This window comes from Nocardia jiangxiensis NBRC 101359, from assembly GCF_000308615.1.
In the GTDB taxonomy this organism is placed as follows: domain Bacteria; phylum Actinomycetota; class Actinomycetes; order Mycobacteriales; family Mycobacteriaceae; genus Nocardia; species Nocardia jiangxiensis.
Genome location: NZ_BAGB01000047.1, coordinates 242,104 through 268,162, shown reverse-complemented (window position 1 = coordinate 268,162; position 26,059 = coordinate 242,104). Strand labels below are relative to the sequence as shown.

The following is a 26,059-nucleotide window of genomic DNA, read 5'->3' as shown; positions in this document are numbered from 1 at the left end:
AGCCTCGGCACCGTGCGGTTGACGGAATTCCAGGAACTGTTGCATACCGAATTCGGGGTGTCCCGCGGCGACGTCCTGCTATCCGATCATGTGCTACCCGCCATGGGTGGCCGCACCGGCGCCCAGGCCATCGAGGACGGCGTCGATCCGCGCGATGTCTGGCGCGAGCTGTGCCGCGAATTCGACGTTCCGCGGCCCCGCTGGTAGGAATCGGTGCGCTGACCGGGATGTCCGGTCCGGACGGTACGGCGAGCGCGCCGACCGGCCGTGCTGCTGTGCGGGTTTGACCAATAGCCCGATGCGTGGCGACTTCGGGGTGGATCATCATCGGCGGATCCACCCGTCTGCGCCGCGGTCGGTTATGTGCATTGGACATTGTTCGGGTCTCGTCGGTTGTCGGGTGAGATGCCGTGCCGGGTGCCGCGTGCCCGGCTGACATGCCGATCGATTCCGGTGTCGGCGGGCGGGTCCGGCCGATGGTTCGAACCGGTCCCGAGTGAGCAGATCAGGGGCAGCCGAGGTGTTGCCGAGGTCTGATCGGCACTGCTCGCCGACTTGGTCGAGATCAGGTGAAAACGGAGCTTCCGTCAGACGGAAATGCTACTCTCGTCACTTGTCCGAACTGCCGAACGTGCATGTTTGGTACTGGATGTGCACGCTGGGGCGTTGGTCGGGGGTTGCCGGATGAATGTCGAGGGTGTTGCCCGGGGCGGAATGTTGCTACAGTAACTGTGTTACGGAGGTAACATTCTCCTTTGAGGAGAATGGCGCTTCCTACCCCAGGAGGAGGCAGGATGCCGGGGCAACACCCTGACGGATCCGCCTCACCGATGCCGGGTGAGTACACAGCCCTCGTACAGCCCGAGCGCTCGGCATGCTGCGTCGGTCGCGCAACTCGCGGTTGCGGCATGGAAGTACGCCGGATCAGGGAGGAATCGATGACCGACAGTGCCGAACCCGATGCGAGTGAAGCGAGGCCGTGATGAGCGCACCAGCGGCCGGAATGGATGCAGCCGGACCGTCGGCGGTCGGTGAGGTCAAGCAGTGGATGGGTGGATATCTGCGCCGCCACCCGCTCGCCTCGCTGGAAACCGTTGGCGGACAAGTCATTCTCGCTGTTCAGGCCATCCGGTACCTGTGCACCGACATCGTCACCGGACAGTTCCCGTTCCGGGAGTTCGTGCAGCAGGCCACGTTCATGGCCAAGACCGCCTATGTGCCGACCGTCGCGGTGGCCCTGCCGATCAGCGCCACCATGTCGATCCAGTTCGGTCTGCTGGCCGGACAGGTCGGCGCGACGTCGCTGGCCGGCGCCGCGGGCGGCCTCGCGGTGATTCGTCAGGTCGCCCCGCTGGTCACGGCGATTCTGCTGGCGGCCGCGGTCGGCTCGGCGATCTGCTCCGACCTGGGCGCGCGCACGATCCGCGAGGAGATCGACGCCATGGAGGTCATGGGCGTCTCGGCGCTACGGATGCTGGTGGTGCCCCGGTTGGCGGCCGGGATCCTGGTCGCGATGGGGCTGACCGGCTTGAGCTGCTTCGTCGGATTCCTCGGCGGATATCTGTTCAACGTCTATGCCCAGAATGGCGTTCCGGGAAGTTATCTGGCGACGTTCTCCTCCTTCGCCACCATCGGTGATCTGTATCTGGCGATGGTCAAGGCCATCACCTTCGGGGTGATCGTCACGATCGTCTCGTGCCAGAAGGGATTGAGCACCAAAGGTGGACCGGGCGGTGTGGCCAATTCGGTCAACGCGGCGGTGGTCGCCTCCATCGTGCTGCTGATGATCGTGAACGCCGGATTCACCGAGCTGTACACCCTGCTGTTTCCGAGGACGACGCTCTGATGGCATCACGATATTATTTCCCGGGCACGAAAACGGTGGCGGTCGCCGGCAACGCGGCCTCGGCCCCGGTCATGCGACTGGGTTATATGGCCACATTCTTCTTCCGGATGATCGGTGGAATTCCCGTGGTGCTGCGACACTATCGGAACGAATTCCTGAAGATTCTGTCGAATGTGACCTGGGGTAACGGCTCCATCGTGGTCGGCGGCGGCACCGCGCAGGTGATCCTGGTCCTCGGCGCGGCGGCCGGAGTCGTGGTCGGCATCGAGGGGTTCAGTGCGCTGAAACTGCTGGGTATGGCCCCCGCGACGGGCATGATCGCCTCGACGGTGGCGACCCGCGAACTCGCGCCGATCATGGCCTCGATCGCCTTCGCGGCCCAGGCGGGCTGCCGATTCACCGCGCAGCTGGGATCCATGCGGATCGCCGAGGAGATCGATGCGCTGGACGCGATCGCGATCCGCCCGATCCCGTATCTGGTCACCACCCGGATGCTGGCCTCGATCGTCGCGATGATTCCGCTGTATCTGGCCTGTCTGGCGGTCAGCTATCTGGGCGTGGAAATCGTCGTCGGGGTGGCGGGCGGGCAGTCGCCGGGCACCTACGAACATTATTTCCGACTGGTACTCAGCGGATCGGACATAATTTATTCCCTGGTGAAGGCGATCGTCTTCGTCATCACCACCACGACCATTCAATGCTATTTCGGCTTCTACGCCTCGGGCGGCCCGCAGGGCGTCGGGGTGGCGGCCGGGCGGGCGATGCGCGCGAGCATCACCGTGATGATCTTCGTGGATCTGATGTTGACACTGACGCTGTGGGGGTTCAACTCCGGCGCGAGAATCAGCGGGTAGCCGATGTCCATTGCATTCGAATCCGACGGCAAGGTTCTGCCCAACTGGAAATTGTTCCTGCGCGGGCTGGGATTCCTCATCGTGCTCGCGTTGATCGGGGTCGCGATGATCGCCCGATCCCAGGGCGTGTTCGACAAGACCGTGCAGGTCACTGCCGACCTGGTCAACGTCGGCGACGGCCTGCCCGCGAAATCCGATGTGAAGTACGAGGGCGTGCTGGTCGGCATGGTGGACAGCGTCACCCCGGCCACCGACGGCGGGCCGAACCACGTGCACATCTCCCTGCTGCCGCAGTACTCCTCCGGAATTCCCGGTACGGTGACCGCGCGCGTGGTGCCCAGCAACGTGTTCGCGGTGCCCTCGGTGCAACTGGTCTACAACGGTCAGGGCCGGTCGCTGGCCTCGGGCGCGCACATCGCCGAGGACCGGAGCCTGGCGACGGTGCGGTTGCAGACCTCGCTGACCGCCCTGGACAAGATCGTCGCCGCCGCCGGACGTTCCGAGTCCGATCCGGTGCTGGGCATCCTGACCACCGTCGAACAGGCCACCGCCGGACACGGCGCCAAGGCCGCGCAGGCCGGCGCCGATCTGACCCGAATCGCCCAGGCGCTCAACGGAGTCATGGCTCCGGACGGCACGCCCTCGACGATCGACACCCTCGCCGCCGCGCTGACCGGACTGCGCGATTCGGCGCCGGATCTGCTCAGCGCGGTACACAATGCGGTGGGCCCGCTGCGCACCGTCGCCGAACAGCGAGATCAGTTGACCGCCTTGCTCAGCGGCGGCCTGACCACCACCGGGACGGTCGCCGCGGCACTCGAGCACAACACCGGAACCATCACCGGCCTGACCGGCAAGTTCTCCCCGGTGCTGGATGTACTGGCAAGGGGCAGTGCGAATTTCATGCAGATGACGACCTCGGAGACGATCCTGTCGAGCAAATTCCGTACCCTGTGGCATCCCGACGTACAGAACATGACCGCGAAGGTCATCATCGAACTCACTCCGCACAAGCAGTACACCCGCGCGGACTGCCCGCGATACGGCAATCTGGTGGGCCCGAGCTGCGCCACCGGCCCGGCCGGCGGGCCCACCATCGTCGCCCCGCACACCGCACCGGCGAGCTATACCGGCGGCAACGTCGGTGATGTCGGCAGTGCGCGCGAACAGCAGCAGATCGCTTCGATCCTGGGCGGAAAGCCCAATGTCGCAACGGATCTGATCGTCGGCCCGCTGCTGCGGGACAACGCGGTGACCGTCGCCCCGGCCGCGGATACGCAGCCCGCCGACCCGTCAGGAGCGCATCGATGAGCTACCGCAAACCGCTGATCGGCCTGATCCTGTTCCTGACCGTCTCGATCCTGCTGACCTGGACGGTCTATATCACGTTGGCGCGCAGCGTGAGTGGGCGCACCGACACCTACTCGGCGTTGTTCACCGACGTGTCCGGACTGCATTCGGGCGATGACGTGCGGATGGCGGGTGTGCGGGTCGGCCGCGTCAAGGCGGTCGAACTCGACGGGGTGAACGCGAAGGTGAGTTTCGAGGTGCAGCACGACCAGGTGCTGTACGGCAACACCTCCGCATCGATCACGTACCAGAACCTCATCGGGCAGCGCTATGTCGGTCTGTCGCTGGGCAATTACGGCGACCCGAAGGTGCTGGCGCCGGGCGGGCAGATTCCGCTCGCGCACACCGAGCCCTCCTTCGACATCTCCAAGCTGCTCAACGGATTCGAGCCGCTGTTCAGCGTGCTCGACCCGCAGCAGGTGGACAACATCACCCAGGCGGTGGTCCGGGCGCTGCAGGGTGACAACGGCGCGATCACCTCGCTGATCACCCAGACTTCCGCACTGGCACAAGCTTTTTCGGGTCCGGACCAGATCCTCGGGCAGATCATCGACAATCTCGCCGGGGTGATGTCGGATCTGGCGAAGCAGAGCGGCAATCTGCAGACGGTCGTCCAGCAGACGCGGCGGATCTTCGACGGCCTGTCGCAGGATCGCGACGCGCTGTTCGGGCAGGTCAGTTCGATCTCGGCCGTGGTGGGCCGGGCGGCGGCCGTGGTGCGCGGCTCGGCGCCGGCGATGAACGACTTCGTCGTCCGCCAGCCGGGATTCGCGCAACATTTCATCACCAACAAACAGAAGTTCGCGTATCTGGGATTCAACCTGCCCTTCATGCTGAAGGGCCTGTCCCGCATCACCAATACCGGTGCCTACCTCAACGCGTACGTCTGCAATGTGCAAGTGAGCGCCGTTCCCGGAATCGATCCGCTGATGTCGGCGATCCTCGGGGCGACGACGCCGAGTGGCAAGGTCGAGAATTCGGCGATCTGTCGATAGGGATTATGGTGAGACGACTCAGGCAAATGTGGCAGCGGATGCGCGGACGTCCGCTCGAGGAGTACGGCAAACTGCGCATCGGCATTGCCGCGATGGTCGTGCTCGCGGTCGTCGTCGGCGTCACGGTCTTCGTGAACTCGCTACATCTGGGCGATGAGACCTACACCGCTAATTTCGCTCAGGCGGCTGGCGTTTCGGCCGGTGACGCGGTGACGCTGGCCGGTATCCAGGTCGGCACGGTCACCGGCACCCGGCTCGACGGCGACCACGTCGTGCTCACCATGAAACTGCATCGGGATCTGCCGCTGGGCAAGGACACCAAGGCCGCGATCAAACTGACCACGCTGCTGGGATCGCGCTACGTCGAATTGCGGCCCGCGGGGCAGGGGCATCTGCACGACAACGTCATTCCGTTGTCCGACACCGAAGTTCCCTACGATCTACAGACCGCGCTGGCGAACGCCACGACCACCTTCGGCGGTATCGATGCCGACCGGATCGCCAGTTCCATGCAGGATCTGAGCACCCAGTTGCAGGGGACGCCGAAACTGGTGCCCGAGGTGCTGCAGAACGTCAAGGACCTGGCGACCGTCATCGCGGACCGGCGCAATCAGCTGGGTTCACTGCTGACCAGCACCCAGCAGGTGACCGACGTGCTGGTGCAGCAGAAGGCCGAACTCGCGCAGCTGATCGGTCAGGGCCGGGATGTGTTGTCGCAGATCATCTCCCGGCAGGCGGCGGTGGTGAATCTGCTCAATGCCACCACCACGCTGATCCAGCAGCTCGAGCCGATCGCGGCGGGCGACCGCGCCGAAATACAGCAACTGCTCACCAATCTGCGGCAGATGACCGGAATGCTGGCCGGTCACGACGATCTGCTGCGCAATCTGCTGCAGATCCTCCCGGTGCCGTGGCGGCTGTTCGCCAATGCCACCGGAACCGGCCAGGAATTGGTGGGCAACGGCCCCGACGGCGCGTTCATCGACTCGTTCATGTGCGCGCTGAGCGGATACGCCCAGAAGGTGAATCGACCCCCGTACCTCGAGGACTGCAGATGAGTTCCCTGAGTCGCGCGTTGAAGCTGCTTGTCGTCGTGATCGCCGGTGCCGCGGTGGCCGGCTGCTCGAGCGGGCCGGTCGGCGGTCTGGTCGATTCCTCGATCACCGTCACCGCGCAATTCGCCTCCGCGAACGGTCTGTACAACGGCAATACCGTTGCGGTGCTGGGGATGAAGGTCGGCAAGGTCGTCTCGGTCACCCCGCATCCGACGCACGTCGATGTGACCATGAAGGTGGACAGGTGGGTCAGGATCCCGGCCGACGCGATGGCGGTCACGGTCTCGGATTCACTGCTCACCGACCGGCACGTGGAATTCACACCCGTCTACCACAGCGGCCCGACCATGCAGGATAACGCCGTGCTGAGCACCGACCGCACCCGCACGCCCGTCGAGTTCGACAGTCTGCTGTCCATGGCCGACAGGCTGTCCCAGTCGCTGGGCGGGGACGGTAAGGGCAACGGCCCGGTCGCGGGTCTGCTCGATGTCAGCTCGCAGATCGCCACCGGCAACGGCAAACAGATGCGGGACGCGATGACCGAGTTGTCCCGCGCGCTGCGACTGGGTTCGGACAACGGCGCCGCGACCAAGGATGCGGTGACCACGATCGTGCGCAACCTGGACGTGCTGACCTCCGCCGCGTCGCGCAACGATCAGCAGATCCGCCAATTCGGTTCGGGCGTGGACCAACTCAGCGCAATCCTCGCCGATCAGAACCTGGGCAACGGGGACACCGGTAAGAAGCTGAACGAGATCCTGGTCCAGGTCACCGATCTGCTGCAGCGCAACCGGGACAATCTGCACGGCCTGGCGACCGATACCAACACCGTCACCAAGTCGATGGCCGACTACAACGACAACCTGGCCGAGTTCCTGGACATCTTCCCGATGGTCACCGACAACGTCTACAACGCCCTGGACACCAAGAACGGCGCGTTGCGCGGCACCGTCGGCTTGGACAAATTCCTGCTGGACGGCCAGATGGTCAAGGAGGTCTGCAACCTACTGCAACTGCACAATCTGGGCTGTGCGACCGGCTCGATGCGCGATATGGGGCCGGACTTCGGTATCGGCCAGATGCTCGCCGCGATGGCGGGAGCCCCGGCGAAATAGCAAGGGATACCGAGGAAATGATGACATTCGGACCGAGACGACGCGTCGCCGCCCTCGCCGCGGCGGTGGCGCTGTCGACCACCGCGTGTTCGGTGAGCCTGGACAAGATCCCGCTGCCCGCCCCGGGCGTGGGCGCTGATTCGTATTCGCTGACAGCGACATTCGCCAATGCGCTCAATCTGCCGACCAAGGCGAAGGTCCGGCTCAACGGTGCGGATATCGGTGAGGTCGAGTCGATGCAGGCGAAGAATTACACCGCCGTGGTGCATATGCGGATCAAGTCCGGGGTGCTGCTGCCGACGGGCACTTCGGCCGAATTGCGTTCCGCCACACCGATGGGCGATGTCTTCGTCGCGTTGACCCCGCCCGCGCATCCGGACCCGGACGCCCCGCGATTGGCCGACGGCGCGAGCATTCCCGAACAGTCCACCGCGGCTGCCGCCACCATCGAGGAGGTGCTCACCCGCGCCGCCCTGCTGGTGAACGGCGGCGCGATCGAGAACGTCACCACCCTGGCGAACAGTCTCGGCGAGGCGGTCGGCGGGCGCGGGGATCGCCTGGCCACCATGATCCAGCAGACCCGTCAGCTGGTGGACAGCCTGCTGGCCCGCACCGATCAGATACGCCGGATCCTGGCCACCACAAAGGATTTGAGCGCGACGCTGGCCGCGCACCGGCCCGATGTCGACAACGCGGTGGCCGCGGCCGGACCGGCGATCCAGGTCATCGGCGACAACACCCAGCAGATCGTCGACCTGATCGGTCAGCTGAACCGGATCAGTCAGCAGCTCTCGCGGTATCCCTCGGTGCAGGGCGCCAACGATCTGAGCCTGATCAAGTCGGTCAACGAGCTGGCCGCCAATATGAATGCCGCGGCTAACAATCCGAGGGCGGATCTCGATCCGCTGATCGGGATCCTGCCCATCGTGGTGAAGGTGACCGACGCACAGTCCGCGCACGTGAACGTCGACATCGCCCGCCTGGCCGTGGGCGCGGGAGCGGATCCCGGATATCCGGGCGATCCCGGCGCCACCGCGCCGACACCCACCGATTGGACGAATTTCGTGGGATCGCTGGAGTACACCCTGAACAGATTGAAGGACCGGGTGACGGTGCCAGGGGCGCCGACTGCACCGGGACCGGCGGCTGCGCCGGGGCCACTGCCACTGCCGGTACCGGGACGAGTGACGGGACCGGGACGAGTGACGGGACCGGGACGATGAGTATCTCCGCGGTGTTCGAACCGCCCGCACGAGTTCTGGTGTTCGGCGCGCGTCAGCTCACGCGTCACCGGCTGCTGACCTCGATGGTGGGCCTGGCGCTGGTGTTCGTGGTCGGTGCGGGCTATCTGCTGCTGGGTTCGTTGAAGATCGATCCGTTGCATTCGCAGTACCACGTGCGGGTCCAGCTGGCCCAGTCCGGTGGGCTGCTGCCCAATCAGGATGTGACGCTGCGGGGTGTGCCGGTCGGTCGCGTGCAGTCGGTGAGTGTGGACGGCGACAAGGTCGTCGCGATCGCCGACATCGATGACGGGGTGCACATTCCGGTGGGCGGTGACGTGCGGGTCGCGGCCCTGTCGGCCGCGGGGGAGCAGTATCTGGACTTCCTGCCCACCACCGACAAAGGGCCCTATCTGACCGACGGCGCGGTGGTCTCCCCGGATCGGACTTCGACTCCGGTTCCGCTGGCGACCCTGCTCGACCATCTCAACGGTCCACTGCAACAGCTGGATCCGGCGAAACTGAAGGCCATCGAGAACGAACTCGGGGTGGGGCCGCAGGGGCCGGAGAAGCTCTCGGCCATCCTGGACGGCGGCATGTTCATGCTCTCGACGCTGGATTCGGTGCTGCCGCAGACGGTTTCGCTGCTGCACAACAGCAAGACGGTGCTGACCACGATGAGTCAGGTGAGTCCCGGACTGCGGGCGACGTCGCGCAATCTCGCCGAGATCATGGCTGGCGTCGGCTCGATGACCGGCGGCTACCGGACGATGGTGAACACCGTGCCGGGGATGACGACCGCGCTCGATCAGATCATCGCCGACAACTCGCCGACCATGGTGCAGCTGCTGGGGAATCTGACGACCACGTCGCAGATGGCCTATCTGCACATTCCGGCGTTGAACGAGTTCTTCTGGCCGCAGCAGCGCGCCGGGTCCGCACTCGACGCCATCTCCTCGGCCTTCCACGACGGCGGGGTCTGGGCCGAGGTGAGCGTCTATCCCCGGACCGCCTGCGATTACAACGTGCCGCGTCTGCCGGGGTCGGTGCCGAACACGCCCGAACCGTATCTGAACGTGCGGTGTACGAGCCCGGCCCCGAATCTGGTTCGCGGCGCGGCGAATGCGCCCCGTCCGCCGGGCGACAACACCGCCACCGCACCTCCCGGCTCGAATCCGCTGCAGCGGGCGGATCCGACCCCGACCGGACCACTGTCGATTCCGGCCCCGTACGGCGGCGTGCACGCGCACGGTTGACATGCGCCGCGGTGATCGCACGAGGCTCGACGATTGGAGATACGAATGAACGACCAGACCGCGGTGGTGACACCGGACGAGTCGCGGGCTGCGAAAGAAACTGCGGCCGTGGGGGAGTCGGAGGATGCGGCCGAAGAGGCTGCGGTGGAGAAGTCGGCTGTCGGCGATGGGACGGTGGTCGCGGAATCCCGGTGGCGGCGATTCGTACCCCGGCCGGTCACCGCGGTGCTGTTGTTCCTGCTGATCGTCGCGGTCGTCCTCGCGGCGGTGTTCGGGTGGAAACTGAAGGCGCGCAACGACGACGAGGCGGCCGGGCAGGCCGCGATGGCCGCGGCGAAGGATTACGCCGTCGCGCTGACCAGTATCGATTCGGCACACATCGACGCCGATTTCTCGACCGTGCTGAACGGGGCGACCGGGCAGTTCAAGGATATGTACAGCCAGTCCGCCACCCAGCTCAAACCGCTTCTGTTGCAGGCGAAGTCGGTCAGCAAGGGGAATGTGGTGGCCGCGAGCGTGCAGTCCGCCTCGTCCGATCACGTCGTGGTGATGCTGTTCGTCGACGCCCAGATCACCAACGTGACCAATCCGGACCCCCGCGTCGACCGAAACCGCATCCTGATGACCATGGATCGGGTCGGCGGGCGCTGGCTGGCCAGCAAGGTGGACCTGCCCTGAGGCGATGCGCGTGACCGCGGCCGGAAATGGCTGCGGTCAGCGGCTTTTCGCGTAGGGCGCGCTGACCGCGGGCGTCGCGACGCCCACCTCCACCCGCACCCGGTCCTGATAGAAGGCGATGTGCCCGCGCAGCAGCGCGACCTCCGGATACGGTTCGGCGTATTCCCAGGCGATCGGTTCCGCGCCGTCGCTCGCGCGCCAGTACCGCGCGGTGCCCTTGAACGGGCAGCGGCTGGTTGTCTCGTTGGGGACGAGCAGATCGAAACGGACATCGGCCCGGGGCAGGTAGAACGCGATGCCGTGATCCTGTTCCGCGACGAGCAGACCCGCGCTCGTCTCGGCCAGGACCCGATCCCCGGCGGTCACCCGGATCAGATTGCGGACCCGCTGCACGTCCACTCGGTAGTCCGGCCAGTCGACATACCCCGACGGCTTCATGATCCTGCCTTTCTCCTGGTCGGGCGCGGCGCCGGGCGGCACCGGGACAACGCGTGAACCCGGCACCGGAGCGTTGTCCGGTACCGGGTTCACGATAGATGTGCGATCAGCCGACCCGCTGGGCGTAGGCCGCGGCGTACTCCTTGCGGGAGGTGGTGGAGGTGTCCACATCCTTGGCCTGGGCGCGCAGCGCGCCGACGCTCGCCTGCTCCTTCGGGATGTGCGCGAACGGATCCCAGTTCAGGAAGCGGCAGGCGTTCTGCCAGGTGATCTTGTCGATATCGGAGTCGTCGGCGTCGACGGCCTGCAATTCGTCCAGCACGAATTCGGGCGCGTTGGGCCAGATCGAATCCGAGTGCGGGTAGTCGCACTCCCAGGCGATGTTGTCGATGCCGATCTCGTGCCGCAACTTCAGCGAGGTCTTGTCGGTGACGTAGCAGGCGACGGTGTGCTCCCGGAACACCTCGCTGGGCAGCTTGCCGCCGAAGTCGCGGCGCAGCCAGCGCTGGTTGGTGTAGTGCCGGTCCGAGCGGTCCAGGAAGAACGGAATCCAGCCCACGCCGCCCTCGGAGAAGGAGACCTTCAGGCCCGGGTAGCTGCGGAACGCCGGGCCCCACAGCAGGTCCTGGGCGGCGATCAGCGAGACGCTGGGCGCGAGCACCATCAGATTGTCGATCGGCGCGTTGGGCGCCAGGTTCAGCACCCGGAAGCCTTGTCCGATATGCAGATTCATCACGGTGCCGTGATCGGACAGCGCCTGGAACACCGGGCCCCAGTACTCGATGTCGTGGTAGCTGGGCAGGCCGTCCAGATGCGGCAACTCGGGCATGGACACCGAGTGGCAGCCCTTCTCGGCCACCCGCTCGATCTCCGCGACGGCCAGCTTCGGATCCCACAGCGGCAGGATCGACAGCGGGATGAACCGTCCCGGGTACGCCCCGGCCCAGTCCTCGATGTGCCAGTCGTTGTACGCCTGGATCATCGCGACGGTGATCTCGTCCTTGAAGTAGGCCAGATGCCCGGCGCTGAACCCGGCGAAGGTCGGGAAGCACATCGAGGCCAGGATGCCGTTGGCGTTCATATCGCGGATGCGCTCGTGCACGTCGTACACCCCGGGACGCATCTCGGCGTATCCGGCTGGGTCGTAGCCCCACTCCTCGGCGGGCCAGGAGACCACGGCGTTGAGGCCGGTGACGCCGGTCGGGCGGTCACGGTAGACCCACCGGTCGATGCCCTTCTCGTCGACGATCACCTTCGGGGCCAGATCCGCCCACTTCTTCGGGACATGGCCGTCGAACATGTGAATCGGTTCGACCACATGGTCGTCGATGCTCACCAGGATCATGTCGTCGATATTCACGGGACTCCTCGCTAGTTCGTGCGGAATGTCGTATGGGTCGACCTCGGCTGCCTCTTGGAGATGAACAATCTCCGTCAAAGAGAATGATACTCTCGCGCCCCTCCCGGCCGCCAGGGGAGCCGGACGATGTGGTGGTGGTCGAAGTCGTGTCGGACCACGATCAAAACCTCCCATTGCCATCTTGGAGAATGATATTCTCATTTAAGTTATACGAGTGCGCTGCCGGAGGCGTTTTCGATCGGTGTCGTTCTCGTCGGAGTTCCCGCAGGGGCTGGATGGATGGAGAAACACGTGCGAACGACGACGTACAGCGCGCGGGCCGAGACCTTGAATTCGCTACGCGAGGGCCTGCGGGTGCAGGCCACCCGCACGGTCGTGCTCTACTCCGCGGTCGCGGCCGATCTGGGTATCACCGTCGCGGATCTGACCTGTCTGAATCTGTTGTGGATGCGCGGGCGGCTGACGCCCGGCCGGCTCGCGGAGTTGCTCGGCATCGCCCGGGGTGGCGCGATCACCGCCGTGGTCGACCGGCTCGAGCGCGCGGGTTACGTTCGGCGGACCCGTGATTCGGAGGATCGCCGCAGGGTGTGGGTGGAATTGGTGGCGGTGCGCGCGGAGGTCGCCGTCGCCCCGCTGTTCGGTGAGCTCGCCGCGCTGGACGAGACCCTGCCGCAGGACGAGGAGAGTCTGGCGACGCTGGTGGATTTCGTCGAGGAGGTCAATACGGCGCTGGCGCAGGCGACCGCGCAGGTTTCGGGCAACCGCGCGCTCTGAGTGGTCCGGATCGGCGCGGATCGCGCCCTCGCCGATCCCTTCGCACGGATCTCGTCAGAACGACTCGCTTCCATGGGGAGAATGATATTCTCGCCCTGATGCCGCCCCGGCTCCGGCGAAGGATGGAAATCATGGTTGCTCACAAATCCGGTCCCCGCGATTGCGTCCCCGGCGAGGTGTACTCGGTCGCCGGCTGGCGGGCGCATTCCCGCAAACACCTGCTGCGGTACCGGCTCGCGGTCGTCGCGTCCGATGCCGTGGAGGCCGTCCGGCACGTCGGCGGCTGGATGTACGACCGGACCATGGCGGGCTGGGAGGTGACCGCTCTGCTGGCCGACACCACCGATGTGCGCCCGCTGCGGATTCTCGGTGCGGCGGTGCTGGATCTGGAGGATTCGCTGGCCTCGCCGGTGCACGACATCTGGCCGCACGCGGTGGCCGTCGCGCCGGAGTTGATCGCGAACGATCTCCGGGTGCGTCGCGGTGTGCTCGAATCCCTCGAACAACGGCGTACCGAGGTGGCGCTGTGGGGTGCGGATCTGCCCGCCGAACTCGACGGGCGCCTGGATCTGGCCCAGCACCGGCTCAGTGTCGCCGCGCGGGCGTTCAAGAGCGCCGCGCTGGCCGCCGCGGGTGAACCGGCGGCCGAGGTGGGCGGCGTCGAGGTGTTCCACTGCGGCGAACTGCTGCTGACCGGACTGTGGGGCGGGGCGGATCTGACCACGCCCGCCTGAGCCACCATGGCGGATATGTTATTCTCGTATAAAGAGAATGGCGATACCGCACCTCGGAGGGATCCGCGCGGATCGTCGTGGCCGAGGAAAGGATCGCAATGGTCAAGAACGGCAATCGGCTACGCAGCCAGGTGTGCGATACGGAGGTGATCGTCGTGCGGGCTTCGGACAGCCTCGACGATCTGCGTGCCGGAGGTGTTCCTATGATTCCGATCGACGGGAAGCCGGAACCGGGCGCGACGGTGGCCGCGGACCTCAGCGACGGCAATCTGCTGGGCAAGCGGTACGTCGACGAGTCCGGAGCCGAGGTGCTGGTGACCAAGGCCGGTGCGGGCACCCTGAGCATCGGCGCGACGCCGCTGGCGCTCAAGGAGGCCAAACCGCTTCCCGCCAGCGATTGAACCGGGAAGGATTTCCGTCATGAACTCGAAGATGCTCGTATTCTCCAATGCCGTTGCCGGACAGGACGATGCGTTCAACGACTGGTACGACAACACACACCTCGCCGACGTGGCCGAGGTGCCCGGCGTGGTGCGTGGTGAGCGGTACGAGATCGTGCCCAGCGCCCTCGGCGGCGGCGGTGAGCCCGCGCACCGCTACCTCGCGGTGTACGAACTCAGCGGTGATCCCGAGGATGTGGCCAAGGCGTTCGGCGCGAAGGCGGCGACGGGGGAGATCAAGCTCAGCCCCACCCTGGACATGTCGACGCTCTCGGTCCAGATCTGGCGCGCCCGCGACACGGGCAGCAGCGCGGACTGAACGTTCGCAGGATCCGAAAAACCGTGTGGCCCGGCATAAATGCCGGGCCACACGGTTTTTCAGGATTCGGGGTCGGCGAGCCGGATGATGGCATGGGCCGGGCAGTCCAACAGGGCACGCATCACTCCGTCGCGATCGGCGGGATCGACCACGCCGTCGCCCTCCAGCGAGGCGTAACCCCAGTCGTCCAGGGAGAAGTATCCGGGTGCGTGCTTGGCGCAGATGCCGAATCCGTCGCACATCGTCCGGTCGAGTCGAATCTTCACGGCACCAGTACCTTTCGTGCGTCGAACGGCCGATCGGCCAGGTAGAGCTGCTGTGCGCAATCCGGGCACCGGCCGTCGAGGTGGGTGGCGACCTCGGCCGGGAATCGGGTCAGCAGGGTGGCGGCGGTATTGCACGCGCCGTCCAGGGTGCCGCAGGCGCCGCGGCCGCGCAGCACCACCGACCAGCGTTGCAGGCGTTCGACATCCGCGTCGGTGGCGCGTCCGTCGCGCAGGGCGGCCGCCACTGCCGCCATGGCCGCGGTGCCGTTGAAGCAGGAACCGCACTGTCCGGCGTTCTCCCGGTCGAAATATCCGAGTACCGAGGCCGCCACCGCGACCGGGCATTCGCCGGTGATCAGCGATATCGCCCCGCAGCCCAGGCCGTAGCCCAGGCCGCGGATCGCTTCGTGGTCCAGGGTGGCGTCCAGGATCGCGCGATCGGCCATCCCCGAGAAGTAGCCGCCCATCAGCGCGCCGCGCACGTCCTGTGGTGAAATCCGATGTAAGGCAAGCAGATCGGCGAACCTCGCGCCGTGCGGGAGTTCGTAGAGACCGGGCCCGCGGCCCGCGCCGGTGACCGTGATCAGGAAGGTGCCGGGCGATCCGGCGGTACCCTCCTCGCGGAACGCCTGGCCGCCGTGCCGATGGATGAACGGCAGATTCGCCAGGGTCTCCACATTGCTCACCGCCGTGGGCAGATCGTCCACGCCGGATTCGAACGGCCGCGGCGGTTTGTCCGAGGGTTTGGCCGGGCCGCCGTTGATCGCGCGGATCGCCGCGGTCTCCTCTCCGGCGACGTAACCCGGTGCGACGGTGACCAATTCGATCCGCACTCCGATGAGGCCGGTGCCGTCCAACTCGGTCAGCGCCGCGTCGACGCGCCGCGCGGCCTCGGCATCGGAGACGTACACGTAGGCGTGCGCCGCACCCGCGATCGCGGCGGCCAGGCGCAGCCCGTCCAGCACCAGATGCGGGCGGTGGCACAGCAGCCAGCGGTCCTTGACCGAGGCGGGTTCGCCCTCCTCGCCGTTGGCGACCACCACGGTCGCGCTGCCGCGCAGGTGCGCGTCGCGCACCGAACCCAGTTTGATCGCCGTCGGGAACGCCGCGCCGCCGCGGCCGCGCAGACCGCTGTGCCGGATCTCCTCGAGCAGCTCCGCCACCGAGTCCGACGCGCGATAGCCTCCGCTCGCACGGTAGGCGGCCAGATCCTCCACCTCCGATCCGGCGCGGAGCAGACGTGGTTCGATACCGGGGGCGGCGAGCACCCCGACCGGGTCGAAAATCTCTTGCATGGCAACCTCTTTCGGCTGGAAACAGGCCAGTGGGCGGAAGGTCGGCCGCGGGCTGGTGGGTGCGCCGAGCCGGTGGTTACGCTGGCAGACATGAGAACCGCAGTGCTGCGCATCGATGTCGACCCGGCCCGGGAGCTCACGGCGGCCCGGTGGGCGCAGGGGATGGGCGCCCTGCGTGCCGACGCCGCGACGCTCGGGGCCGAAATTCAGGGGGACAGTGCGGAACTCCCGCCGCGACGCGAGGTGCAGCTGCTGATCGACACCGCCGACGCCGACGCCGGCGTGCGCGAGGCAGTGCTGTTGTGTGCCAAGGCATTCGGCACCGAACCGGTGCCCGCGGCGGTGACCTACGTCAGCCGCGGCACCGACGACGACGCGCACGGCGTCCTGGCGGGCTTCGGCCTGACCGGCGAGGTCGTGCGCGAGGCGGACGCGGACGGCTTCGACATCGTGCACATCACGCTGCGGTCCGCCGACCTCGAACGCATCCCCGAGAGCCGGATCCACACCGCGCTCGAGGCGGCGCTCAACTGCGAGGTCCGCATCAGCACCCGGTGAGGGGCGGGCGGCCTGCGTCATCGGCGGTCCAGGAATTCCAGGATCGGCGGGGCGGCCTGCACCCAGGTGTCGAACAGGTTGAAGTGATCGACCCGCCCGCTGCCCTGATCCTCGACCGCGCGTTCCCAGGCGTCCTCCGGCCACGGCGGTTCGATCACCGTCGAGCCCGCGATCAGGCAGCTCACCTCGAGCGAGGTCCGCTTCGGATGATCCAGATCGCCGACGCCGCCGCGAATGATCAAGGTGGGCACCGTGATTCGCTCGAACATCTCGTCGTCCACCCCGGCGATGGTCTGCCCGGGTTTGGGCACGTACGCATTGAGCCAGCGCAGCGACAGTTTGATGAACTCGTCCCGGTCCAGATTCCGCAGGCGCTGGTCGTTGCGGGGATTGGCAGCCACCCGCTCGCGCCACTCCCGCATCTTCGGCAGCGCCTCGGTGCCGCCGCCGCGCACGGTCTGCAGGCTCGGCAGCACGTAGAACGCGCCCAGATTGAACATCCCGTAGACGCCGCCGACGATATTCCACAGCGCGAGTTTGGTGACCCGCTCCGGATACAGCATCGCGGTGAGCATCGAATCGCGCGCACCGCCCGAGCCGCCCGCGAGGATGCACGGACCCTCGTCCAGTGCGTCGAGCAGGCCGTCGAGCGTCTCGGCGCGCATATGCGATTCGGACTGCCCGTAGAACTGCACATCCGAAGCGCCGCAGTTGGGCCGATCCCACAGCAGCACCCGATAGCCGCCGGCCACGATCGCCTCGGCCAGCGGGCGCAGTCCCGGAACATTCATGCCGAATCGGCCACCCGGCGTAAGGACGACGAGATCGCCTGCCTCACCGAGGATTTCGTAGACGACCTCGCCGCCGTTCACCGTCACCGAAGCCATGGGCATCCTCTCTCACGCCAGCACGACGACGGAATCGCCGACGACCCGCACCGGATAGGTGCGGATACTCCATTCGGGTTTGACCGCCGTGGTCCCGGTCGCGAGTTCGAAACCCCACTGGTGCCACGGGCAGTAGATGTACTCCTGATCGCGCACCATGACCTGGTCGCCGGGCACGGAGTCGTCGACGATCGTGCGCCCGCGCGCGCGTCCGGAACACAGCGGGCCGCCCTCGTGCGGGCAGTAATTCGCGATCGCGTAGAACGTGCCGTTGACGTTGTAGACCCCGACGCCGTGCCGTCCGATCGGCACCACCTTGGACGACCCGGGCGGAATCTCCTCGACCGTCGCGACGACGTGTTCGCGCCCTTGGGCCAGCCGGGACGGTTCGTGCTCCTCTGTCATCAGAACACCGGCCTGCGGCCGTCGAGCGCGGGCACCGACTCGGGCAGGTGATAGGTTTCGATGCCGTTGAGGTACATGACCCGATCGCGCGCGTGCACCGGCAGGTGTTTGACCAGCCAGCGCGGATCGTCGAACGTCCAGTGCGGATAGTCCGAGGAGTACAGCAGGATCTTGTCCGCCTCCATCCACTCGAACGCCCGGGTCAGTTCGGTCTTGTCCTCGGGGTAGTCCAGCGGCTGGGTGGTGAACCGGATGTGCTCCTTGACGTACTCCGAGGGCTTGCGCCGAATTCCGGTGAAGGACTTGCGCGCTCGGTAGATCGCGTCCATCCGCCACATCAGCGGCAGGATCCAGGTGAACGCGTGCTCGACGAATACGATGCGCAGGTTCGGATGCCGGTCGAACACGCCGTCGAAGATCAGGCTCATGATCTGATTCGCCGCCAGCAGCGAGTAGGTGACCATGAAATCGTGGTTGTAGCTGGGGAATCCGACCGGCGGCATGGGCATCGTCTCGTACGCGCCGCGGCCCAGATGACAGCTGACCACCAGATCGTGTTTGGTCGCCGTGGCCCAGATCTGGTCGTACTTGGGATCACCCCAGGACGGCCGCGGCTCGGCCTTGATCAGGATCTGCGACATGAAGGGATGTCCGGCCCATTGCTCGATCTCGCGGACCGCCTGCGCCGGATCGTCGATGGCCGCGCAGATCGATCCGCGCCACCGCTGATGCCAGTTGTTCTTCGAATCCAGCCAGTGATTGGCCAGCCAGTGGTTCACCCCGGTCGCCATCGCCGAGGTGGCCTCGGGCAGCCGGGTGGCCTTGACCGTCGGTTCCAGGATCGCGATATCGGATCCGGCCTCGACGATCAGCTGCCGGAACGCCAATTCCGGGTCGCTGCCCGGGAATTCGCCGCCGTCGGGGAAGGTGTCCGCACGCATCGCGTAGGTGTGCGCGTAGTCCGGGGCGTCGTAGATGATCGTGTCGCCGACGCGGTGGCTGAGGAAATACGAGCTGCGGTACGGCTCGGGGAGGTACTCCACGAGCTCGCCGCGGCGCGGTACCGGATGGACGTCCGAGTCGACCACCCGGACCGCGGTCTGCTCCGCGGCCGGTGCGCGATGCTGCTGATGAGCCAGCGTCATGGTGCTCTCCTTCACACGGTGGCCGAGGCGGCCGGGACGTCGATGCCGTAGAGGCGGGATGCGTTGCGCCAGCACAACTTCTCCCGCTGCTCGGTGCCGAGCGCGGACGGCAGCTCGTCGACGTCGCCGCAGTGCCAGTGCGGATAGCTGGAGCCGAACATCACCATGTCCTGTTTGCCGGTGAAGTCGAGCCATTCGGCGGCGAAGTCGGCCTCGCCCGGACCGTCGAGACTGTTGTGCACGAAGTACACGTGTTCGGGCAGATAGTCACTGGGCATCCGCGGCGCCCACGGGGTCTGCTCCAGATGCGGTCGCCCGAAGGTGTCCATCCGCCAGGTGAACGGCGTGAGCATGTCCGCCGCGCCGTCGGCCCAGACGAATTTCAGCTCCGGAATCCGCTCGAACACGCCCTCGGCGATCATGTTCATCAGGTGATAGATGTAGTTCAGTGAGGTGAAGCCGAGGTACTGCTCGTAGGTGCGGGTGTGCCCCGACGGCGTCGGCGGGAACGCGACGCTCTCGCCGGTCTCGCTGTGCACGGCCACCGGCAGGCCCGCGTGCGCGGCGGCCTCCCACAGCGGCCAGAACTGCGGCTTGCCGTACAGCTCACGCGACTGCAACGGAACCCCGAGCTGCACGACGCCGGGATGGCTTGCCCACCGGTCGATTTCGCGCAGGGCGCCGGTGATGTCCTCCGGATTCACCCGGATCGTGCCGCGGAACCGGTCGGCGTACGGATTGGATTCCAGCCAGCGCGAAACCATCATCTCGTTGTGCGCGGCCAGTACGGCCGTGGTCAGATGCCGGTCCGGCAGGATGCCGCGGGTCATCGGATGCAGCACCGCCACATCCACGCCGCGGCCCCCGAACAGCGCCTCGCCGACGAGTTCGGGGTCCGAGCCCGGGTACTGCTTGTTCGGCCCGCGGGTGCCCTCGGCGTATTCCCCGCCCGGCGCCCCGTACCAGTCCATCTCCACATCCGGGATGCCCCGGCTGGCGAACGGCTCGCGCAGGAATCCGCGCATATCGCGATTCGACCCGAAGAAGATGTGCACGCTGGCATCGATGACGGGTATGCGGGTCCCGTCGGCTAGTAATCTGCTCATCCGCTCTCTCCCGGTGCGCTGTTCGCGTCAGTCGATCCGCGCGATATCGGGCCGCTCCGTCACGGGTGCGGCGAGTTCCTGTGTGTCGCAGATCTTCTGGAGCTTGTCCAGGGTCTCCTCGAGTCCCGCGCCCTGGCGCTTGCCGGGGGTGAAGGTGGCCGGGAGATTGCGCATGCCCTGGATGACGCCGATGGTCTCGTAGTGCACGGTGCCCTCGGGGTCGCACTGGTAGTCCGGCATCCGGTCCAGCACCGCGGTGAGCATCTTCTTGAACACCGCGCGCGCGACGTTCGAGCCGATGCAGCGGTGGATGCCCAGGCCGAAACTGAAGTGGCGGTTACCCCTTCGGTCCAGCACCACGTCGTTCGGGTCGGGGAAGACCTGCGGATCGCGGTTGGCCATCGCCCAGGACAGCCACAGCCGGTCGCCTTCGGCGAACCGGGTGTCCGCGACGGTGACATCGGCGGACATGGTGCGGCCGTCACCGGGCGCGGGGGTGAAGTAGCGCAGGAATTCCTCGGTGGCCGGATCGAGCAGATGCTCGCGCTCCTTGCTGAGCATCTCGCGCTGGTCCGGATTCTGCGACAGCCACTCCAGCGAATGCGCGGTGAGCGCGGTGGTGGTGTCGAAACCGCCACCGATCAGCAGGCCGAGCATGCCCAGGATCTCGAGGTCCGGGGCGGGCTCGCCGTCGAGGCGGAGTTTGATCAGGCCGTCGACCAGGCCCGGTCGCGGATTCGCCTTGATCTCGACCAGACTGTTCAGCAGGTCCAGCCCCATCGCGCGGTGCATCTCGGCCACGCGGGCGGCGTCCGGGGAACTCTCCGGGGTGTACACCGCGGCGTGCACCGGCTCGCTGTAGAGCGACCACCGCTGCAACGGGATGCCGAGCATGGCCAGGGTCAGCACGGCCGGGACGATATTGGCCAGGTCGTCCACGAAATCGATGCGGCCGGACTCGATCTTCTCGTCCAGGGCCGCGCGCACGATCTCGTCGATGACCGGATCCCAGCGCTTGACCGCGGCGGGGGACAGGTACGGGTTGAGCACCTGCCGGTACAGCCGGTGTTCGGGGTCGTCCATCTCCAGCATGCCGCCGCGCACGGCCTGGGCGCGCTGCGCGGTGGGGATCGAAATGCCTTTGTAGCCATTGCGATCGCCGGTCAGGTCGTGGTCGTTGGACACGTGCGGGCAGCGCGCGAGTTCGAAGACCGACGTGCTGTCCGCGGCCACCCAGTGCCCGCCGTGCGTGTCGCTCCAGGCGACCGGGCACTTGGCCTGCATCTCCTGGGTGATGTCTTCGAACCGGTGCCGGTATTCGGGGGTGTGCCGGTCGAAGCTGTATCGGTTCTTCTTGCGGTCCTGGTCGACGGTGGTGTCTTCGATGCTCACGTTGTTCTTCCTCCGCTACTCACGGATTCGGTGCGCCCTCGCGGGCACCGCGGGTGCGGTGCGCGGCGAGGGCGCGTGCCGGGACGATCACATGTGGTAGTCGTACAACTTCAGGTAGCCGCCGCCGTCGACGCGCATCTGCGTGCCGGTGACGTAGCGGGCCTCCTCGGAGGCCAGATAGAGCACGGCGTTGCTGATGTCCTCGGGCTCGACGTACGGGATGCGCATGGACTGCTGCACGCCGAACACCGGTTCGGCATCGGCGCGGGTGGGGTGCTCGAGGTCCGGGCGGAACGAGCGGTACATCGGTTCGCTCTGCAGCATCGGGGTGTTGCAGTTGGTGGGGTGCACGATGTTGGCGCGGATGCCGCGTTCGGCGAGCTGGCGCGCGAGCTCGTAGACGTAGGCGGTCAGCGCCCGCTTGGAGTGCACGTACGCCGAACCGCCGGGATCCTTGCCCGGCTGATCGACCTTGGAGATGTCCATCAGCGCGGCGGTGGAACCCGTCGCGATGATCGATGCGCCCTCTTTCAGATGTGGCAGCGCGACCTGGATGGCGTTGATCGTGCCGACCAGATTCGTATTGATCACATCGGTCCACGCCTGCATCGCCGGCTGGCCCTTCATGCCGGCCACACCGGCCTGGGCGACGACGATGTCCAGCCGGCCCAGTTCGGCGATGCCGGTTTCCAGCGCCGTCTGCAACTGCTCGGCGATGCGCACGTCCGCCTTGGCGGTCACCACCCGACGACCGGTCGCGGCAACCAGTTTGGCGGTCTGCTCGAGATCCTCGGGCCGCGCCAGCGCGTATCCGATGGTCGAGATGTCCTCGCACAAATCCACCGCGATGATGTCGGCGCCCTCCTCGGCGAGGCGGACCGCATGACTGCGACCTTGCCCGCGCGCTGCGCCGGTGATGAACGCGACCTTGCCCTCGACACGTCCCACAGCTGACCTTCCAATCTCTATCCCCGGGGTGGCGGTGCCGCCGCGACGGATCGCCCGTCCCCGCTGGTTGCCGCGGCGGCCGATGCATACGACATCGGCCGCTTCATGATCTCGCCATAGAAGAATTTTCCTTGCGGTGAAAGAGAACATTACTCTCGCGCTGAAGTTGCCGCAAGGTCTCGACATTGGCTGTCGGCCATGGGGCGCGGGGGAGATTTTCAGGGGGAAGCACTGTCGTTTCGGCGGATTTCCGGGCATTTTCTGCGAAAGTGACCTTTGCATCTGACGAGAACGTTATTCTCGTCTACATCGAAGGGGTATGCCTCCGATGCCCGAGTGAGTGAGAGCCGAGATGCGAACCATCCCCGAGGAATTGAGCCGCCGCTATGAGCAAGCGGGCTGGTGGCGGCCCGAGACGCTCGGCGACCTGCTGAGCCGCGGTCTTGCCGCCGCGCCCGAGGCCGAGTTCCGGGTGCATTCGCGGGTCAGGCCGTGGTCGGGCACGGTGGCCGAGGTCGAGCGCACCGCGCGGCGGCTCGCGGCCGGCCTGCGCGCACGCGGCGTCGGGCCCGGCGACGCGGTCGCCTTCCAGTTGCCCAACTCGATGGAAGCCGCCGCAACCTTCTGGGCCGCAGCGTTTCTCGGCGCGGTGGTGGTGCCGATCGTGCACTTCTACGGCGATCGCGAGGTCGCGCACATCCTGGCCACGGTCCGCCCGGCGGCATACCTCACCGCGAAGCGATTCGGCGCGCGCAGCTTCGATCCGGACCTGGCCGCGAAGGTTCCGGTGGTGGGCGTGGTCGGACGGGATTTCGACGCGCTGCTGGCCGACGAGCCGATACGCGGCACGATCGCCGTGGATCCCGCGGGCCCGGCGCTGATCGCGTTCACCTCCGGAACGACCAGCGCGCCCAGGGGGGTGGTGCACAGTCATCAGACATTGGGTTGCGAGGCAAGGCAATTGGCCGAGCAGAACGCCCTCGACGAGGGCAATCAGCTCACCGCGACCCCGGTCGGCCACTTCATCGGCATGCTCGGCGCGTTCCTGCTTCCGGTGCTGGGCGGCAGGCCCATTCATCTGCTGGACGTGTGGGAACCGGGGCACGCGCTGGCGTTGATGAGTGAGTACGGCCTGTCGGTCGGCGGCGGCCCGCCCTACTTCGTGACCAGTCTGCTCGATCATCCGGATTTCACGCCCGCACATCTCGAGCACGTGCGGTACGTCGGTCTGGGCGGCTCGGCGGTGCCCGCCGCGGTCACCCGAAGGCTCGCCGATCTGGGGCTGATCGCCTTCCGGGCGTACGGCAGCACCGAACATCCCTCGATCACCGCCTCGCGCTACACCGCGCCGGAGTTCGAGCGGCTGTGCACCGACGGGCGGCCGCTGCCGGGTGTGGAGATCCGGCTGGCGCAGGACGGCGAAATCCTCAGTCGCGGACCGGATCTGTGCCTGGGCTACACCGACCGGGAGTTGACCGAGCGGGTTTTCGACGCCGAGGGCTGGTACCACACCGGCGATATCGGCGTCCTGCACCGGGACGGTCATCTGACGATCACCGATCGCAAATCGGACGTCATCATTCGCGGCGGCGAGAACGTCAGCGCGGTGGAGGTGGAGGAGGTGCTCGCCACCATGCCCGCGGTGGCCGAGGCGGTCGTGGTGGCCGTGCCGGACGAGCGGCTCGGCGAGACCGTCGGCGCGGTGCTGCGCATTCGTCCCGGGCACGTCCTGCCTTCGATCCAGGCCGTGCGCAGGCACTTCCAGGCCGCGGGCGTCGCGCGGCAGAAGTGGCCCGAGCGGTTGTTCGAGGTGAAGGACTATCCCCGCACCCCGAGCGGCAAGGTCCGCAAACAGCTGATCCGCCAGCAGATTGCCACATCCAACTGACGAGAATATGATTCTTCTCATTCGCAAATGGAGGTCTCATGGCTAGCCGTGCAAACGATGCCGACACACCCGAATCCGAGGTCGACGTCGTCGTACTGGGCAGTGGTGCATCCGGCCTGACCGCGGCGCTGACCGCCGCGGTCCGCGGCGCCTCGGTGGCGATCGTCGAGAAGGCCGCGACCGTCGGGGGAACCAGTGCGGTTTCCGGTGGTATCGCATGGATTCCGGCGCACGACCGATCGCCCGACGGGCCGTTGAGCGTCCAGGACGCACTGCGCTATCTGCGTGCCCAGTCGCTCGATTCGATGGACGACGAACTGGTGGAGACCTTCGTGCGCACCGGCGCGCGGATGGTCGAATTCGTCGAGAAGCACAGCGGCCTGCGTTTCGAGATCGCCGACGGCTTCCCGGATTACAAGCCCGAACTGCCCGGCGGGCGGCCCGGCGGCGGTCGTTCGCTGAGTCCGGTCGCCTTCGACCGGTCCCGGCTGGGGGAGTGGCGCGAGCGGATCACCGCCTTCCCGGAGGACTGGAGCAACGTCGGCTTCGACGCCGAAACCCGGGCTCGGCTGCACGCCGGGACCGATACCGAGTCCACCGATCTGGTCGTGGCCGGAGCCGCCCTGGTCGCCGGGCTGCTGTTCGGCGTCCTCGAGGCCGGGATCGTGCCGCGCACGAGAGCCCGTGCGGTGGAGCTGCTCTCGGAGGGCCGGACGATCACCGGCGTGCGGTTCCGGACGCCCGAGGGTGAGTCGATTCTGCGGGCCCGCCGGGGGGTGGTCCTCGCGACCGGCGGTTTCGAATGGGATCCGGGACTGGTCCGGGCCTATCTGCGCGGTCCGATGTCCGGACCGGTCTCCCCGCCCAACAACACCGGCGACGGTCTGCGCATGGCGATGGCGCACGGCGCGGATCTGGGCACCATGAGTGAGGCGTGGTGGGTGCCGGTCGTGCAGATTCCGGGTGACACCATCGAGGGCAAGCCGCGCAGCCGCAGTGTGCGGCTCGAGCGCACCCGCCCGCGCAGCATCATGGTCAACCGCGCCGGACGGCGGTTCGTGAACGAGGCATCGGAGTACAACTCGATGGCCGGGGCGTTCCACTATCTCGACCCCAAGGGCGGCTACGTCAACGATCCGGGCTGGATCGTGTTCGACGCCGAGCATCTGCGCCGGTACGGCTTCCTGGGCATCGCGCCGGGCGAGGCGGTGCCCGAATGGTTCTGCGAATCAAAGGATCTCGACGAGCTGGCCGCGAAGACCGGGATCGATCCGCAGGGCTTGGCCGCGACGGTCGAAGCCTGGAACGCCAGCGTCGCCGCCGAAGCCGATCCCGACTTCGGCAGGGGCGCAAGCGCTTACGACGGCTGGTGGGGCGATGAGAACGCGAGCACGGCTGCGGGCCGCACCCTCGGCCCGCTCGACACCGGGCCCTACTACGCGGTGCCGGTCACGGTCGGCGCGATGGGCACCAAGGGCGGGCCGCGCACCGATCGCGACGGCCGGGTGCTGCACGTGGACGGCGAGGTCATCCCGGGCCTGTTCGCGGTCGGCAATGCGATGGCCGGTGTCACCGGACGGGCCTACGGCGGTGCGGGCGGGACCATCGGCCCCGGCATGGTGTGGGGCTTCCGGGCCGGGCACACCGTCGCGACCGGTACGTCGGCAGACGCCTGAGCAGCGAAAACAATCAGCGCGCCCGAGTCGCCAGGACGGGCAGGCCGGATTACGGAGGT

26 protein-coding genes and 1 pseudogene are annotated in these 26,059 nt (G+C 66.9%); 17 read left to right on the top strand and 10 right to left on the bottom strand.

The genetic code is table 11. From position 1 onward, the window contains the following. Nucleotides 1–12: 12 nt before the first annotated feature. The 10 genes from ON40_RS21675 (at nucleotide 13) to ON40_RS21630 (ending at nucleotide 10,369) form a co-directional block, all read left to right on the top strand. Nucleotides 13–207, top strand: a complete 195-nt coding sequence (locus ON40_RS21675) for a DUF3046 domain-containing protein (RefSeq protein WP_040825493.1) — start codon at nucleotides 13–15, stop codon at nucleotides 205–207. A gap of 796 nt (nucleotides 208–1,003) precedes the next feature. Further along, complete coding sequence (locus tag ON40_RS21670; RefSeq protein ID WP_040825988.1) at nucleotides 1,004–1,846, top strand: MlaE family ABC transporter permease; 843 nt, start codon at nucleotides 1,004–1,006, stop codon at nucleotides 1,844–1,846. Then, on the top strand, nucleotides 1,846–2,700 hold the full coding sequence (locus tag ON40_RS21665) for an ABC transporter permease (protein WP_040825491.1): 855 nt from the start codon (nucleotides 1,846–1,848) through the stop codon (nucleotides 2,698–2,700). Before ON40_RS21670 ends, ON40_RS21665 begins: the two co-directional genes overlap by 1 nt. Before the next feature lie 3 nt (nucleotides 2,701–2,703). Continuing rightward, entirely contained in the window at nucleotides 2,704–4,011 is a 1,308-nt protein-coding gene (locus ON40_RS21660; protein WP_040825489.1) for an MlaD family protein, read from the top strand. Further along, complete coding sequence (locus tag ON40_RS21655; protein WP_040825487.1) at nucleotides 4,008–5,045, top strand: MlaD family protein; 1,038 nt, start codon at nucleotides 4,008–4,010, stop codon at nucleotides 5,043–5,045. Before ON40_RS21660 ends, ON40_RS21655 begins: the two co-directional genes overlap by 4 nt. 38 nt (nucleotides 5,046–5,083) lie before the next feature. Further along, complete coding sequence (locus ON40_RS21650) at nucleotides 5,084–6,103, top strand: MCE family protein (protein WP_245567921.1); 1,020 nt, start codon at nucleotides 5,084–5,086, stop codon at nucleotides 6,101–6,103. Next, on the top strand, nucleotides 6,100–7,215 hold the full coding sequence (locus tag ON40_RS21645) for an MCE family protein (RefSeq protein ID WP_040825483.1): 1,116 nt from the start codon (nucleotides 6,100–6,102) through the stop codon (nucleotides 7,213–7,215). Before ON40_RS21650 ends, ON40_RS21645 begins: the two co-directional genes overlap by 4 nt. A gap of 20 nt (nucleotides 7,216–7,235) precedes the next feature. Continuing rightward, a complete protein-coding gene (locus ON40_RS21640) occupies nucleotides 7,236–8,438 on the top strand; it encodes an MCE family protein (RefSeq protein ID WP_083895847.1) in 1,203 nt (400 codons plus the stop codon). Further along, nucleotides 8,435–9,691 carry an MlaD family protein gene (locus tag ON40_RS21635; RefSeq protein ID WP_040825479.1) on the top strand — a complete coding sequence of 419 codons (1,257 nt, stop codon included), beginning with the start codon at nucleotides 8,435–8,437 and terminating at the stop codon, nucleotides 9,689–9,691. Before ON40_RS21640 ends, ON40_RS21635 begins: the two co-directional genes overlap by 4 nt. 45 nt (nucleotides 9,692–9,736) lie before the next feature. Further along, nucleotides 9,737–10,369: an Rv1363c family protein gene (locus tag ON40_RS21630; protein WP_040825477.1), complete on the top strand. Its 633-nt coding sequence runs from the start codon at nucleotides 9,737–9,739 to the stop codon at nucleotides 10,367–10,369. A gap of 36 nt (nucleotides 10,370–10,405) precedes the next feature. Here the strand turns inward: ON40_RS21630 and ON40_RS21625 are convergent, their stop codons facing one another. Next, on the bottom strand, nucleotides 10,406–10,807 hold the full coding sequence (locus tag ON40_RS21625; protein ID WP_040825987.1) for a DUF427 domain-containing protein: 402 nt from the start codon (nucleotides 10,805–10,807) through the stop codon (nucleotides 10,406–10,408). 106 nt (nucleotides 10,808–10,913) lie between these two features. Then, the gene (locus ON40_RS21620; protein WP_040825475.1) at nucleotides 10,914–12,167 is read right to left on the bottom strand and encodes an amidohydrolase family protein; all 1,254 of its coding nucleotides are present in this window, start codon (nucleotides 12,165–12,167) and stop codon (nucleotides 10,914–10,916) included. A gap of 291 nt (nucleotides 12,168–12,458) precedes the next feature. Here ON40_RS21620 and ON40_RS21615 point away from each other — a divergent pair, with 291 nt between their 5' ends. The 4 genes from ON40_RS21615 (at nucleotide 12,459) to ON40_RS21600 (ending at nucleotide 14,434) form a co-directional block, all read left to right on the top strand. Next, nucleotides 12,459–12,941, top strand: coding sequence for a MarR family transcriptional regulator (locus ON40_RS21615; RefSeq protein WP_245567920.1), 483 nt, complete (start codon nucleotides 12,459–12,461; stop codon nucleotides 12,939–12,941). A 131-nt stretch (nucleotides 12,942–13,072) separates the two neighbouring features. Beyond that, the gene (locus ON40_RS21610) at nucleotides 13,073–13,675 is read left to right on the top strand and encodes a hypothetical protein (RefSeq protein ID WP_373281954.1); all 603 of its coding nucleotides are present in this window, start codon (nucleotides 13,073–13,075) and stop codon (nucleotides 13,673–13,675) included. A 98-nt stretch (nucleotides 13,676–13,773) separates the two neighbouring features. After that, a complete protein-coding gene (locus ON40_RS21605) occupies nucleotides 13,774–14,076 on the top strand; it encodes a hypothetical protein (RefSeq protein ID WP_040825473.1) in 303 nt (100 codons plus the stop codon). Nucleotides 14,077–14,095: 19 nt separating this feature from the next. Continuing rightward, nucleotides 14,096–14,434 (top strand): hypothetical protein, encoded by a 339-nt coding sequence (locus tag ON40_RS21600; RefSeq protein WP_040825471.1) that lies wholly within the window; start codon nucleotides 14,096–14,098, stop codon nucleotides 14,432–14,434. Nucleotides 14,435–14,505: 71 nt separating this feature from the next. Here the strand turns inward: ON40_RS21600 and ON40_RS21595 are convergent. Next, a pseudogene (locus ON40_RS21595) lies at nucleotides 14,506–14,700 on the bottom strand (ferredoxin); the annotation flags it as partial. Continuing rightward, nucleotides 14,697–15,995 (bottom strand): NADH-ubiquinone oxidoreductase-F iron-sulfur binding region domain-containing protein, encoded by a 1,299-nt coding sequence (locus ON40_RS21590; protein ID WP_051193382.1) that lies wholly within the window; start codon nucleotides 15,993–15,995, stop codon nucleotides 14,697–14,699. The pseudogene ON40_RS21595 and the gene ON40_RS21590, both read right to left, overlap by 4 nt. Nucleotides 15,996–16,085: 90 nt before the next feature. On the opposite strand from ON40_RS21590, the gene ON40_RS21585 reads away from it, so the two are divergent. Beyond that, nucleotides 16,086–16,553 carry a hypothetical protein gene (locus ON40_RS21585; protein WP_040825468.1) on the top strand — a complete coding sequence of 156 codons (468 nt, stop codon included), beginning with the start codon at nucleotides 16,086–16,088 and terminating at the stop codon, nucleotides 16,551–16,553. 17 nt (nucleotides 16,554–16,570) lie between these two features. Here the strand turns inward: ON40_RS21585 and ON40_RS21580 are convergent, their stop codons facing one another. The 6 genes from ON40_RS21580 to ON40_RS21555 all read right to left on the bottom strand — a co-directional run bounded on the left by ON40_RS21580 (nucleotide 16,571) and on the right by ON40_RS21555 (nucleotide 22,436). Beyond that, complete coding sequence (locus tag ON40_RS21580; RefSeq protein ID WP_040825467.1) at nucleotides 16,571–17,440, bottom strand: alpha/beta fold hydrolase; 870 nt, start codon at nucleotides 17,438–17,440, stop codon at nucleotides 16,571–16,573. Nucleotides 17,441–17,452: 12 nt separating this feature from the next. Continuing rightward, complete coding sequence (locus ON40_RS21575) at nucleotides 17,453–17,845, bottom strand: Rieske (2Fe-2S) protein (protein ID WP_040825465.1); 393 nt, start codon at nucleotides 17,843–17,845, stop codon at nucleotides 17,453–17,455. Continuing rightward, a complete protein-coding gene (locus ON40_RS21570) occupies nucleotides 17,845–18,990 on the bottom strand; it encodes an amidohydrolase family protein (RefSeq protein WP_040825983.1) in 1,146 nt (381 codons plus the stop codon). The genes ON40_RS21575 and ON40_RS21570 overlap by 1 nt, the downstream gene beginning before the upstream one ends. An 11-nt stretch (nucleotides 18,991–19,001) precedes the next feature. Beyond that, nucleotides 19,002–20,096, bottom strand: a complete 1,095-nt coding sequence (locus ON40_RS21565) for an amidohydrolase family protein (protein WP_040825463.1) — start codon at nucleotides 20,094–20,096, stop codon at nucleotides 19,002–19,004. 27 nt (nucleotides 20,097–20,123) lie between these two features. Continuing rightward, nucleotides 20,124–21,488, bottom strand: coding sequence for a cytochrome P450 (locus ON40_RS21560; protein ID WP_040825461.1), 1,365 nt, complete (start codon nucleotides 21,486–21,488; stop codon nucleotides 20,124–20,126). 87 nt (nucleotides 21,489–21,575) lie between these two features. Further along, a complete protein-coding gene (locus tag ON40_RS21555; protein WP_040825460.1) occupies nucleotides 21,576–22,436 on the bottom strand; it encodes a mycofactocin-coupled SDR family oxidoreductase in 861 nt (286 codons plus the stop codon). 352 nt (nucleotides 22,437–22,788) lie between these two features. On the opposite strand from ON40_RS21555, the gene ON40_RS21550 reads away from it, so the two are divergent. Continuing rightward, nucleotides 22,789–24,324 carry an AMP-binding protein gene (locus ON40_RS21550; protein ID WP_040825982.1) on the top strand — a complete coding sequence of 512 codons (1,536 nt, stop codon included), beginning with the start codon at nucleotides 22,789–22,791 and terminating at the stop codon, nucleotides 24,322–24,324. Nucleotides 24,325–24,362: 38 nt separating this feature from the next. After that, on the top strand, nucleotides 24,363–26,000 hold the full coding sequence (locus tag ON40_RS21545) for an FAD-dependent oxidoreductase (RefSeq protein WP_040825458.1): 1,638 nt from the start codon (nucleotides 24,363–24,365) through the stop codon (nucleotides 25,998–26,000). Nucleotides 26,001–26,059 lie beyond the last annotated feature (59 nt).